General features: G+C 54.0%; 12 protein-coding genes. 1 reads left to right on the plus strand and 11 read right to left on the minus strand.

What is annotated here, in order from left to right; translation table 11 throughout:
• Positions 1 to 14: 14 nt before the first annotated feature.
• A complete protein-coding gene (locus PVA01S_RS13755; RefSeq protein ID WP_127608090.1) occupies positions 15 to 863 on the minus strand; it encodes an alpha/beta fold hydrolase in 849 nt (282 codons plus the stop codon).
• Entirely contained in the window at positions 864 to 1,061 is a 198-nt protein-coding gene (locus PVA01S_RS26630) for a hypothetical protein (protein WP_164751829.1), read from the minus strand.
• 91 nt (positions 1,062 to 1,152) lie between these two features.
• Between PVA01S_RS26630 and PVA01S_RS13760 the strand changes: the two genes are divergently transcribed.
• Positions 1,153 to 2,589, plus strand: a complete 1,437-nt coding sequence (locus PVA01S_RS13760; protein ID WP_164751830.1) for an ABC transporter substrate-binding protein — start codon at positions 1,153 to 1,155, stop codon at positions 2,587 to 2,589.
• A gap of 70 nt (positions 2,590 to 2,659) precedes the next feature.
• Here the strand turns inward: PVA01S_RS13760 and PVA01S_RS26635 are convergent, their stop codons facing one another.
• The 9 genes from PVA01S_RS26635 to PVA01S_RS13805 form a co-directional block, all read right to left on the minus strand.
• Positions 2,660 to 2,830 (minus strand): hypothetical protein, encoded by a 171-nt coding sequence (locus PVA01S_RS26635; RefSeq protein ID WP_155615083.1) that lies wholly within the window; start codon positions 2,828 to 2,830, stop codon positions 2,660 to 2,662.
• A 17-nt stretch (positions 2,831 to 2,847) separates the two neighbouring features.
• Positions 2,848 to 4,224 carry a sensor histidine kinase gene (locus PVA01S_RS13765; RefSeq protein WP_127608092.1) on the minus strand — a complete coding sequence of 459 codons (1,377 nt, stop codon included), beginning with the start codon at positions 4,222 to 4,224 and terminating at the stop codon, positions 2,848 to 2,850.
• The gene (locus PVA01S_RS13770) at positions 4,217 to 4,894 is read right to left on the minus strand and encodes a response regulator transcription factor (RefSeq protein WP_127608093.1); all 678 of its coding nucleotides are present in this window, start codon (positions 4,892 to 4,894) and stop codon (positions 4,217 to 4,219) included. The genes PVA01S_RS13765 and PVA01S_RS13770 overlap by 8 nt, the downstream gene beginning before the upstream one ends.
• 78 nt (positions 4,895 to 4,972) lie before the next feature.
• Entirely contained in the window at positions 4,973 to 5,905 is a 933-nt protein-coding gene (locus PVA01S_RS13775) for an ABC transporter permease (RefSeq protein WP_236595779.1), read from the minus strand.
• Entirely contained in the window at positions 5,880 to 6,866 is a 987-nt protein-coding gene (locus tag PVA01S_RS13780) for an ABC transporter ATP-binding protein (RefSeq protein ID WP_244932956.1), read from the minus strand. Before PVA01S_RS13780 ends, PVA01S_RS13775 begins: the two co-directional genes overlap by 26 nt.
• Positions 6,867 to 7,024: 158 nt before the next feature.
• Positions 7,025 to 8,557 carry a solute symporter family protein gene (locus PVA01S_RS13785; RefSeq protein WP_127608095.1) on the minus strand — a complete coding sequence of 511 codons (1,533 nt, stop codon included), beginning with the start codon at positions 8,555 to 8,557 and terminating at the stop codon, positions 7,025 to 7,027.
• Positions 8,558 to 8,560: 3 nt separating this feature from the next.
• Entirely contained in the window at positions 8,561 to 8,887 is a 327-nt protein-coding gene (locus PVA01S_RS13790; RefSeq protein WP_127608096.1) for a DUF485 domain-containing protein, read from the minus strand.
• Between the two features lie 22 nt (positions 8,888 to 8,909).
• Positions 8,910 to 10,637 (minus strand): acetate--CoA ligase, encoded by a 1,728-nt coding sequence (acsA, locus tag PVA01S_RS13795; RefSeq protein WP_244932957.1) that lies wholly within the window; start codon positions 10,635 to 10,637, stop codon positions 8,910 to 8,912.
• Positions 10,638 to 10,797: 160 nt separating this feature from the next.
• Positions 10,798 to 13,332 carry a LytS/YhcK type 5TM receptor domain-containing protein gene (locus PVA01S_RS13805; RefSeq protein ID WP_307720684.1) on the minus strand — a complete coding sequence of 845 codons (2,535 nt, stop codon included), beginning with the start codon at positions 13,330 to 13,332 and terminating at the stop codon, positions 10,798 to 10,800.
• Positions 13,333 to 13,338: the final 6 nt, after the last annotated feature.

Genomic DNA, 13,338 nt, shown 5'->3' on the forward strand with positions numbered 1-13,338 from the left:
ACACCTGATTCCAATTATACATGCAAATTGGTTTTAAACTCGATAACGCCTTTTTCCACCAGCCGGGAGTCAGCCGGACTGTAGATGTGGGCGGACTGTTCAAGCCACGTCAGATGCTTGCCTTGAGGAGCTTCCAATCGTTCGTAAAACTGCTGGAGCAGCTTGCCCGATATCGTTATGTCATGCAGGCTATGGAAAAAGCAAACCGGCATGTCAAGCCTGCGGATGCCGGACAAGGCATCATAACTGCCGGTTTCCTGGGCCCGCCCCAGCAGCCACTCATAGGCGATTTGGTCGCTCTCCGCCCAATTCACAATCTGCGCAATGCCGATATAGGCATGAAATTTATCCGGGTAACGGTGTGCCAATTGAATCCCGATAATCGAACCCCAGGACACCCCGGAAAGAAAAATTTTGTCCGTCTGGAAGCGCGCCTGCAGCCAATCCGTCAGTTCACTCGCGTCAGTCAGAAACTGCTCCATGTTCATGGAGGATGCCGGTGTTTCGGCAGCGTACGTTTTGCCCGTACCCCGCTGATCCCAGAACACGACCGTAAAGTGCTTGATCAATTCCGCCGTCGATAGATTGAACACCCAGTCGACACCGCGGCAGCCTACGCCGGGAACCGGCATACCCGGTCCCCCGTGCAGCACCAGCAAGACAGGCTTGCTTGCATCTTCGGCCTGGATCAGGACGTACTGCTTTAAGCCGCCCAACCGGACCTCCTCGACCGAGCTTATTCCTCCAGCCGCTATCAACCGCTTGCTTTGATTCCTGATCCGCCGCTGCAGGTAAGCCCGATAAAGCAGCAGCCCCGCCACCGCGATGATGACCAGACCTAGCGCGATCCATACGAATACCATTCACTCATCTCCCCCATGGTTTCTAACGATACCCGTATAAGTAAGACGGGACGCTTCATTTATCAGTTCCTCCACCGTGATGCCGAAATACTGTAGATCACCCATTTCATTGGCATTAAAAATACCGTCGCCCAGCGCGTAGAGAACGAGCATGAACCGGATCGGGTCGATATTTTGCAGCTTTTTTGTGATGTTCATCGGTTATTCATGCTTTCGACATGGGATATTCACAACAATCGCTTACGCTGGTTCAAAGCGAGTTTACTTGAGAAAGGGAGAGGAACATCCATTGAACACAAAGACGTTAGCATTACCTGCACTGTCGCTTCTGTTGGCGTTCGGCGCGGCCGGCTGCAGCCCGGATATGGCGGCGAAGCAAACCGGCTCCGGGTTTACCCCGCTGGGCAAGGAGGAAACAGCCAAAATCAAGGTGCTGTTTTACAATGATCAGGCCTTCAACATGCTGTACGGCTCCGCCTTCAGCGTTAAGCATCCGAACATCGAGGTGGAAGTGGTCTCCATGATGCCCTTGATGATGTCCGGCAATCCGTCGAAAGAAGCGTTCGATCAGTTGATTAAAGAGCAAAAGCCGGATGTGCTCTTCCTGAATGCGGAGCAATATCAGCGCCTTTCCGGAGACGGGCGGCTGCTGCAGCTCGACCCGATTGTGAAGCAGACTGGATTCGATATTGAAAACCTGCATCCGACGGTCGTAGAGCTGCTGAAATCTAAAGGAAACGGCAGCCTCTACGGTCTGGCGCCCAGCTTTGGCGGACGCGCGCTCTTTTACAACAAAGACCTGTTCGACCGTTACGGCGTTGCGTATCCAACCGATCAAATGACGTGGGACGAAGTGCTTCAGTTAGCGAAACGGTTCCCGGCAGACCAGCAGGGCGATCAGCGGATTTACGGCTACGCCTCCAGCGGTTACGGGATGGGACCGGCAAGCGGCTACTTCGAGCTTGTCTACGATATCGGCTTGACGCAAGGGCTGCAAATGATTCATCCGGACGACAAAACCATCGTAAACATGAAATCGGAGGGCTGGAAAAAAACGCTCCAGAGCGCAGTGGACGCTTATAAATCCGGTTCCGTTCGTCCGCCGGCCAAACCGTCTTTCGACGAGAATAAACCGGAAACCATCTATACGCAAAATCCGTTCATTGCCGGAAAAGCGGCGATGACCCTTGGGGGTTATTACATGATCACCTCCATGGAACAGGCCGCGCAAAATGTCAAAAGCTTGAAGCCGGTCCAATGGGAAGCCGTTACCGAACCCGTCGATCCGGCCAATCCCGATCAGTCCTCGAGCTTCTACATCAACCAGATCGTGAGCATTAGCGAAGACTCCGACGCCCAATCCGCCGCCTGGGAGCTGGTGGAATACATCAACAGCGACGAACTGGCCAAAACGCTATCCAAATCCGCATTCGAGCTGTTATCGCGACCTGCATATATGAAAGAAAAGAACGGCCGCAGTCTGGAATCCTTCTATAAACTCAAGCCCAGCGACAAAAATACCGGCGACTTTACGGGTGTGCCGATAAGTTTTTATGCAGCCTTCGACAAAGCGGCCAATCAGGAGATCGAAGCGCTTATGCAAAATAAAATTTCGGTGGATCAAGCGCTGCAAAACATCGAGCAGCTGGCCCAGCAGGAGCTGATCAAGGCAAAGGCGGCGCAGCCGGAGGACAATTCGGCTCAGCAGCCGTCCACATCGCCGTAATCGAAACAAATCCCCTGACAAACAGATAAGTGTTTGTCAGGGGATTTTCACTACCGCTATCCATCCGTATCTACTTCCGCGTTGACTTGTTGTTCTTAACCGCTGTGAAGATCGCCCCGAAAATAAAGATCAGGGCAAGAGCCCAGCCAACGAGGGGAGACCATGTCCACAGGTTCCTGGCGGCCATACCTGACAATAAACAAACGATGCCAAGTAAACAAAGCACGGCCGGTCTCATCATCTTTTTTCCTCCTCACACTAGGGCTTCACCGGTACGGTTACGATAAACACCGCGCCGGTTTCGTTATTTTGGGCATGAATCTCGCCCTTGTGAAGGTCGACGATACGCTTGGAGATGGCCAGGCCCAGCCCGTTCCCCTCCCGTTTGCGGTTCCGCGACTTGTCTGCTTTATAAAACCGGTCGAATATTTTATCGATTTCATCCGCCGGAATACCCGGCCCGCTATCCATGAAGCTGACACGGACTTGTTTCCCGGCCCTGGTCAAGGACACGACGACCGTTCCTCCTTGCGGAGTAAACTTGATGCTGTTATCGAGCAGGTTTTTCCATACCTGAAACAGTTGGTCCTGGTCGGCTGTGATGACCGCAGGCTCCAATTGTATCCGGATGTCGATCTCTTTCCGCGCCCATAGCGGCTCACTGGCTATAATCACTTTGCGAAGCTGCTCGTCCAGGGGGTAGGTGAGGAGCACGAAGGGATGATGGTCCGATTCCAGCGAAGCCAGCTTTAACAAATTATCGCACAGCCGGGATAGCCGCTCGCTTTCGTCATGGATAATGGTATAGTAGCGCACCCGGTCCTCCTCCTGCACGAGACCGTTCTTCAGCGCATTGGAGAAGCCGCGAATCGAAGTAAGCGGCGATTGGATTTCATGAGATACGTTCGATACAAAATCCCTGCGCATCTGCTCGATCTGCTTCAGTTCCCCCGCCATGCGGTTAAAATGAAAAGCCAGCATCCCCACTTCATCCTTGCGTGTAGCGGCTACTTTAACCTCAAAGTCTCCCTTGGACACTTTCCGGGTCGCCCTCACCATTTCCCTAAGCGGTTTCATCAGATGTTTGGTCGATACAAAAAAGAGCAGCACGCTGCCGATAAGCAAGAAAATAAGCAGAACGATCGTCAAGTTAATTTGGAATTTCACGGAATTGGTGAAGTCCTGCTGGAGCAAAATCGCATAAGGCTGTCCGTTATGATCAAAGGGGACGCCTAGCACCGTAAGTGACATATCCTTCGGATCGTAATGCGGATACGCGGGTCCGTGGTATTCCTGCTTGTTCAGAAACATCGCCCTGACGATCGAAGGGTCTACATCGATTGTCGCGTTACCGCCCATCGGGACGAGAACAGGCTGCCCGCCGTCGAAGCGGTATATATTCAAAAAATAGCTTTTCGGCAGAAAAAAGCCCTTCAGCACCAGCGTGAACGACTCATCCGTCATTTCGTTATACAAATGGATGGAGGAAACCGCCACCCGGTGCATTTCCTCCTGTACGCGATCGCGCAAATAGTTGCCCAAGTAGGTGCTGATCACGTAATATCCAAGCCCTAATATGGATACGACGATGGCAAGGAAAAGTAAAATGACCTTGGCGTAAAGCGACTTAAACATGAGCGACCTCGATCCGGTAGCCGAGTCCGCGTACGGTCACGATTTTCACGGATGGCGCAAGATCGTCGAATTTGTCCCTCAACCGTTTGATATGAACATCAACCGTTCGTTCATCCCCGTCGAAATCGCTGCCCCAGATTTGTTCGATCAGGTCGCCTCTCGTAAAAATTTTGTTCGGATAGTTAGCCAATTTGAATAAAATATCGAACTCCTTGGGCGGCAGGTGCAGCTTTTCTTTATTAACCCGGACCTCGTGCAGCGGCCCGTCGATTTCCAATTCGCCGAAACGGATCACGCTGGCCGTAGAAACCTTGTATCTCTTCAACAAGGCTTTCACGCGCATGATCATCTCCACCGGGTCGAACGGCTTGGCCAAATAATCGTCTGTGCCGACCTGAAAGCCTTTGATTTTGTCTACCGTTTCCGATTTGGCCGAAATCATCAGAACGGGCAAATCGTAATGGCTGCGAATGGTCCGGCATAGCTCCCAGCCGTCCATCTTCGGCATCATAATATCGAGAATGACAAGGCCTACGGAAGCTTCGGAGAGCAGGCGCAGCGCCTCCTCCCCGTCCTCCGCTTCCATAATGCCGTAATCTTCATTCTTCAAGTAAAGCCGGATGAGCTCCCGGATATAAGGATCGTCATCGACTACCATGATTTTAATCATCGGATAAGCCTCCTAATTATTCCATCGGCTTATATCGTAGCATATCGCGCCTTGTTCGTGTTCGCCTATTTGGGAAAGCTACGCGGCCACGTCTCTCTTTGCAAATACCGTCCAGGACACCGCGTTAAAGAGCACAAAGTATGCGGCAAGCACGGCTAAGGAGAAGTTCATGCTCATCCCTTCCATCGGAACCCCGCCGTCCAAATACTTCGTTAAGTCGGTGTTGGCGAACAGCACATATTTCACCCATTCGAATTTGCTGAGTACGAACACGATTAGATTTCCCGTAAAGAGCAGCAGAATCGAGATCGCGACCGCCATGTTCACGCTGCGGAATACGGCGGAAATCATAAAGGCGAGCGTCACGAGCATCAACAAATTGACCGATTTCAGCCCATAGGTGCTCATCGAATGAAGAACCATGGAGCCTTCATGGACGGCGCCGTCTTTCACATACAAGTACGGGTCCGATACGCCTTCGAATCCGTGCGCGATCGAGCCGATGATGAAAGAGGCCGCAAACAACAGGCATAGCAGGATCAGGCCGAAACAAAAGGAGGCCAAATATTTGGAAAGCAGCACCTTGGAGCGGCTGACCGGTCTCGTTAACAGCATCTTGATCGTTCCCGCGGAGAACTCGCCGGCCACGGCATCCGACGTGACGATAACGGTAAAAAACGTGACGACCGCGATGTATACCGACAATTCGTTGACCGTTCCCCATACCGAGTTGTAAGGCTTGATGCTATGGGCTATCCGGTATTCGTTCACCATGATCTTGTTTCGAAGCGATTGCACCTCCGACTGAGGCATTTCCGGGTCGCCGACCGTCTTCTGAAGCTGGATATTCTCCTGTTCCAGCTGCGTCTGCCAGTTGCCCTCCTGCGGCGCCTTGTTCTGAAGAAACAGCGGCAGCAGCGTCAACAGCACGAGCAGCACCATGAAGCTCCACGTGCGAAAACGGCTAAAGATTTTCATATGTTCATTACGAACGAGCGACAGCAGATGCATCACGGGCTCCCCTCCTTGTGATTTCCAAAAATTTGTCTTCGAGCGATTTTCCGCGCTTCGAAATGGCATATACCTTCACACCCGTGCCAACTAACCGGTCGGTAATGAGAGGGATGCTCTCCTTCAAGGCTTTCACCGAGAAGCCGTTCGGATGAACCTCCCTGACGAATTCGGACGACATTCCCATCACTTGCTCGGCTCCATACTTCGGCTTATCAACCTCGAAGAAGACGTCCAGCACTTCGTCCCCTTCCTTGACCTCCGCAAGCGATTGAATTTCCACCAACGCTCCGTTTTGAATGATGGCCGCGCGGTCACACATGAGCTCCATCTCGGACAACAGATGACTCGAAACGATAATAGCCGTCCCTTCCACATGAGCCAGCACTTTCAAATAATCGCGAAGCTCGCGGATTCCGGCAGGGTCCAGCCCGTTCGTCGGTTCGTCCAGAACGAGAAGGGACGGCTTGTGAAGCAGCGCTTGCGCTACGCCAAGCCGTTGGCGCATCCCGAGCGAATACGTTTTTACTTTGTCATGGATCCGGTCTTCCAATCCGACCAATTCGACCATTTCTTGGATCCTGTGCTTCGTAATGCCCGGAATCATGCGCGCGAAATGCAGCAGGTTTTTGTACCCGGACATATATTTGTACATTTCCGGGTTCTCCACGATCGAACCGACGAATTTCAACGCTTGCTTTTTCTGATGCCGGATACTGAACCCGTTTATTTTGATCTCTCCGGCCGATAAGGCAATTAATCCGACCAGCATTCGAATGGTCGTCGTCTTCCCGGCGCCGTTCGGACCCAAGAAACCGAATACCTCACCCGGGTAGACGTCCAGTGAAAGTCCGCGTACGACTTCCCGGCTTCCATAGGTTTTGGTTACATTCACAAGCTCCAAAATCGGTTTATCCGATTTTGTTGTTGCCGCAGCATATGGCCCTCCGCTCATCTCCATCTTCAACCTCTCGCTTTGGATTCTTCTGCCAGTATATAGACCGTGTATGAACAATTAATGAACGAATGATGGCGGTTAGATGAAGCCTTCACACTGCAGCAACGCCAAACAACGGCGTCCCTCGGTAAAGAGGGACGCCGTTGTCTGTGAAGTTTGTATTAACCTGCTTCCTGCATGCCTGTATTGGCCTTCACCAAGATCTCATCGTACTTCGCATCGTTGCGCTTGGACGAGAGCATGGTGCCTGCATAGGCTCCAAGGAAACCGAGCGGTATCGAGATAATGCCGGGATTCGTGAGCGAAATGAGCGGATTGCCGACGAGAACCGCCTTGCCGGCCACCGGGTCCCATACGTTGGGGCTGATCGCCACCAACGCCAGCGCGCTGATCAAGCCTACGAGCATCCCCGTCACAGCGCCGGCCGTATTGAATCTCCGCCAGAACACGGTAAACACGAGCACGGGCAGATTGGCGCTTGCGGCGACGGCGAAAGCGAGTGCCACCAGGAACGCTACGTTGAGCTTTTGGGCGAATAACGCCAGCACGATGGAAATCAGCGCCACGCCGATGGAAGCCAGCTTCGCGGCCTTCACCTGCTCCTTCTCCGTCGCCTTCCCCTTACGTACGATATGCCCGTAGAAGTCATGAGCGAACGCGGATGCCGCCGAGAGGACGAGGCCGGCGACTACGGCCAGTATGGTCGCGAAGGCCACAGCCGATACGAAGGCGAACAGGAAGTCTCCACCAAGCGCCTTGGCCAGCAGCGGAGCCGCCATGTTGCCGGCGGCGTTCGCCTGCACAATCACATCGTTTCCTACAAAAGCAGCTGCGCCGAACCCGAGGAAAATCGTCATCACATAAAACACGCCGATAATCCAGGTGGCGACGACCACGGACTTCCTTGCGGTCGGGGCGTCTTTCACGGTAAAGAAGCGGATGAGAATATGCGGCAGTCCCGCCGTGCCGAGAACGAGCGCCAGATTGAGCGAGATCGTGTCCAGTCCGTTCGTAAACTTGTTGCCCGGATTTAAGAACGCCTCCTTCAGCGGCGTGACCGTAGCCATCTGCTCGAACATATACAGGACATTGAAATTGAATTTGGCGAACACGATCAGCGAAATAATGAGCGTGCCTGCCATGAGGAGCACACACTTAATGATCTGCACCCAGCTGGTGGCCGTCATGCCGCCGAATACGACATATACCGTCATCAGCGCACCAACGATCAAGACGGAGGTCGTATAGTCCAACCCAAGGAGGAGCTTGATCAAGGCGCCGGCTCCAACCAATTGGGCGATCATATAAAAGATGGAAATCGTAATCGAATTGAGCGCCGCGACGCCCCGAACTTTCTTATCGTCGAATCGGGCCGCGATCATATCCGCCATCGTATACTTGCCTAAATTGCGCAGCGGCTCGGCGATCAAATAAAGCACGACGAGATAGGCGACCAGAAAGCCGATGCTGTAGAAAAAACCGTCGAACCCGAAAAGCGCGACCATCCCGGCAATGCCCAGGAATGAAGCGGCGGACATGTAATCGCCCGCTATGGCAAGACCGTTCTGCCAACCCGTTAATCCGCCCCCCGCGGTATAAAACTCGCTGGCGGTCTTCGTCTTTTTGGCCGCGTAATACGTAATGACCAACGTTCCCGCTACGATGACCAAAAAGAGGAGAAATGCCGTATTCATGGATCATCCCGCCTTTCGTAGGCTTGTTTTCGAATCTTCTTTGATTTTCTCCGCCAATTCATCAAACTCGACGGCTTTGCGGGTATACAGAGAGCACAAGACCCAAGTCATAATAAATTGCGCGGAAGCAAATACCCAAGCCCAAGTGATCGAACCGAACGCCTTCTCATTCAGCACTTTCGAATACGAGGTCATGATCGGAAGAACGAAATAGAACACCAGGAAGAAGACCGACATCGGTAAAATAAATCGTTTTTTCTTGGCCATCAGCCTTTGAAAAGAATCGGATCTTACAATTTCACTGTAAGGATTGTGGGATTGTTCTTTCATGGTTGTATTCCCCTCCTATAGATTAGTCCTCGATTGTCGACAAATCGCCCGTAGGAAGCCCAAGCTCTTTCGCTTTCAGAACCCGGCGCATAATTTTTCCGGAACGGGTTTTGGGCAGCTTCTCCAGCACTTCGAACTCCCGCGGAGCCGCATGAGCGGAAAGCCCGGTTTTCACAAACAACCGAATGTGATCCAGCAGCTCGTCAGATGGCGCATAGCCCTCGCGCAGCGCAATGAACGCCTTGATGATTTCCCCCCGCAGCGGGTCCGGCTTGCCGATCACTCCCGCTTCCGCCACCGCCGGATGCTCGACGAGCTTGCTCTCCACCTCGAAAGGACCGACACGCTCGCCCGATGTATTGATCACATCGTCCACCCGCCCTTGAAACCAGAAGTAACCGTCCTCATCCATGTAAGCGGAATCCCCCGATATATACCAGCCGGGGACGGAGAAATATTCGTCATACTTGGCGGGGTTGTTCCAAATTTGCCGCATCATGGACGGCCAGCCGGTTTTGACGGCCAAATTCCCCAGCGAATTAGGAGGAAGCACATTCCCCTGATTGTCTACAATCGCGGCCTCGATCCCCGGGAACGGCTTGCCCATCGAGCCCGGCCTGATGTCCATACATGGCAGATTGACGATCATGTGAGCTCCGGTTTCCGTCATCCACCAAGTATCATGAATGCGCTTGCCGTAAACTTTAAGCCCCCATCGGATGACCTCCGGATTCAGCGGCTCTCCGACCGAGAGCACGTGCCGCAGTCTGCCGAAGCTGTACTTGGCCGTCAGTTCGTCCCCGGCGGACATCAGCATGCGAAACGCCGTCGGAGCGCTGTACCAAACCGTGACCCCATAGTCTTGGAGCGTCCGGTACCAGCCGTCAGCGGAGAATCTTCCTCCGCGAACCAAATTCGTCGCCCCGTTCAGCCAGGGCGCAAAAATTCCATAGGAGGTTCCCGTCACCCATCCCGGGTCCGCCGTACACCAATAAATGTCGTCTTCCTGCAAATCAAGCACCCATTTGCCTGTAATATAATGCTGGATCATGGCGCCTTGAACGTGCAGCACGCCTTTCGGCTTCCCGGTAGAGCCGGACGTATAGTGAAGGATCATCGGGTCTTCGAGCGAGCCCCAGGCCAGCTCCAGCTCCTCCTCCGATTCGGCCATCGCCTGCTTGAAATTCACTTCGCCCGCGGCATATTCCGGCTGCTCGTCCACGATGATCAAATGGCGCAGATTCGGCAGCTTCCCGCGCGGCACACGCTCCTTCAAAGCTGCGGTCGTCACCAGCACCGCAGCCTCGGCATCCGCAAGCCGGTCGGTTACGGCGCCTTCCATGAAGGCCTCGAACAGCGGGCCGACGACCGCGCCGATTTTGAACGCGCCGAGCATCCCGATGTAGACTTCAGGCGATCGCGGCATGAAGAAGAAGACGCGGTCTCCTTTGCTTACGCCCAGTCTTTGAAGCAAATGCCCGAATCGATTGGATAGCTTCCGAAGGTCTTCGAACGTATACGATTCGCGGCGGTGATCGTCTGCATACAAGAGCGCCGTTTTATTTTTCCGGGGTCCCGTCGTATGGCGGTCGATCAATTCATAGGCCATGTTGACTTTACCGGTTGTGTGCCAGCTGAAATCCGCATGTACATCCTCAAACCGGAATGTTCCGTATACGGATTCATAATTTTTCAGATGATGCTGCCCCCCATCGGGAGGTATAATTTCTTTCATTTCCAATGTCCCCATCGGTTAGGATCGCCTCCGCTGCCCTATTTACGCTATTTGTAAGCGCTTTATTATTTTAGCATGGAAAGCACGCCCTGGAGAGCTTTTCGGCGCGAAATGTCAGAATGCTATCCTCAAATTCATAAAAAACGGCCCTAAACGAACGATGGCCGCAGGCCTGCTACTCCCCCTGCAGCCGTTTGATCAACTCTTTGGCCGCCACCCGCGATAAAGGAATTCGGCTGCGCTTCGCGTCCTTCAGAATGACGTTATAAGCGCCGTTAAACCACGGTTCGATCTCATCGATAAATTCTACATTGACCAAATAACTGCGATGCGGCCGAAAAAAAGAGTACCCCGTCAGCTTTTCTTCCAATTCCTGAAGCGTTTGTCGCGTCGCATGTACCTGCCCGTCGGCCATGTGAATCTGCGTCAGCTTCTCTTCTTTGACGGCAAAGCCTACCTTCATAGGCTCGACCACGATCATACGACTCCCGTCATCGATCAACAATTTCGGTTTGATCGATGACGCGAGCGTCTTGACGCCTTCCGCGGCGGCAGGCGCTGCGCCGGCAGCGGAAGGGCCCGCGACCTCTCCGGAGGCCGCCAGCCTGCTGCGTATGCGCTGCAAGGCTTGCCGAAGGCGCTCCTCATCATAAGGCTTCAGCAAATAATCGACGGCCTCCAGCCGGAACGCTTCTAAGGCATATTGCTCATAAGCCGTCGCAAAGACGATGAAAGGCCGCGGCTCGACCTGCATGAGGCTTTGCGCCGTTTGCACCCCATCCAGCCCCGGCATGTGGATATCCAGAAATACGACATCCGGCTTGTGCATGCCCGCCAGCTCCAGCAGCTCGGCGCCATTCGTTGCGAACGGAAGAAGCTCGACATCGTGTTCCCGGGACAATAAGTAGGTCAGTTCTTCCCGCGCCAACCGTTCATCTTCAGCTATCATGACTTTCATTCGTCGATTCACGCTTTCATCAGCTTGATAGGGAATCGTAAACTCAATGCGGGCTCCGCCCTCCGGCCGGTTGCTGAATCTCAGTCTGGATCCCGGCCCGAACAAGTTGATCAGCCGCCTGTTCACGTTATATAAGCCGAGGCCCGTGCTCTCCGTGCCGTGCGCCGGGACCTGGCCTAATTTGTCCAACAGCCCGGCAGGAAACCCGCTTCCGTTATCCTCTACGGTTACCTGAACCCCGTCCCCGCCGCGGCGCAGCGCAGCGAGAATCTCACCCTGACCGGTCCTGCCCTTCAAGCCGTGGTGAATGCTGTTCTCCACCAGAGGCTGAAGCGTAGACGGCGGAATGGCGACGGCCTCCAGCCCCGGCTCGCAGACGCACTTCACGGAAAGGCGGTCCTCAAACCGGATATGAACGATCCCGAGATACGTCTGCAGATGCTCCAGCTCCTTGTAGAGCGGAACGAGCGGGGATTGGGTCATGGTTAAATTCATTCGCATGTAGCTGCCGAGCTGAACCGTAACCCGTCTGGCCGCGTCGGGGTTTACCCGGATCAACGTAACGATGGCATTCAAGGTATTGAACAAAAAGTGAGGATTGATTTGCGCTTGCAGCGCTTTAAGCTCCGCATCCTTCATCAACCCCCGGAGCTCCTCCGCCATCGCGATGTCGAGCTGAATCGAGATCAGCTTGCTGAGGCCCTTGGCAAAGGCCTCCTCCACCGGACGGATCTGCCTCACGCTATGGTAATACAGCTTGATCAACCCGGCAACCTGTCCCCCGTTCCGGAACGGAACGATAATGGCCGCGCCCAGAGCAGGGTGCTGCGGCTGAATGTGCTCCTTGGCTTTGGCGATTTGAATTTCTCCGGTCTGGATCGCCTTGCGGGACAATTCGGTCTTGATACGCTCACCTTGAAAGAGACTTGTCGTCCCAATACCGACATGAGCGAGTATTTCTTCCGTATCCGTGACCGCTACCGCGTTGGCGCGAAGCTCGCGGCGGAGTATGTTCGCCGTCGCTTCCGCCGTTTCGAAAGTTAACCCCTGCTTGAGATAAGGAAGCGCCATCTCGGCGATATGAAGCGCGCGTTGGGTTTCCGAGGCCGACGCCCGCTCTTCCTCCCTCAAGACAGCCAATATCATGGCGACGAAGATGCCGACCCCGATACTATTGGCGACGACCATCGGAACCCCGATCAGGTTCACCATGCGGATCGCGGATGCCGAAGATTCCGTGGCGATGAGAATGACGCCCATTTGCAGAACCGGCGCGAACACGCTGATAAACAAAGCCTTCACCGGAGCTATCACTCGTTCTTCGGCAAAAAAACGGGCCACTAAACCGGCAAGGAGACCTATAACCGGCGTTGACCACGCCTCGGCGGCGCCTGTCAGCCCCCCCATCCAATAGGCGTGAACGCCGGATAGAATCCCGGCTCCCGTACCTACGGCGACGCCGCCGAGAAGGCCGGCCATCACAATGCCGATCAAGGCCGAATCCGCCATAGCTTCATCGGGACCGAGAGATGCCGCGAAAAAATAGGAGCCGATTCCCTCCTCCCCGATCGTGACTCCGGCATACGTCCCCCCTATGCTGACCAACCCAAAAAACAGAGAAAACGTCACCCCTGTCTTCCAGTCCATTCTCCGATCGAGCAAGTAACGGAATTGCGGAATACGGGTAAGGATAAACGTAATCAACAATAAAAGGCCCATCCGCTCAAAGAGCAGCAGCGTTAACTGCTCCACCTGTAT

The sequence above is a fragment of the Paenibacillus validus NBRC 15382 genome (assembly GCF_004000985.1).
In the GTDB taxonomy this organism is placed as follows: domain Bacteria; phylum Bacillota; class Bacilli; order Paenibacillales; family NBRC-103111; genus Paenibacillus_G; species Paenibacillus_G validus.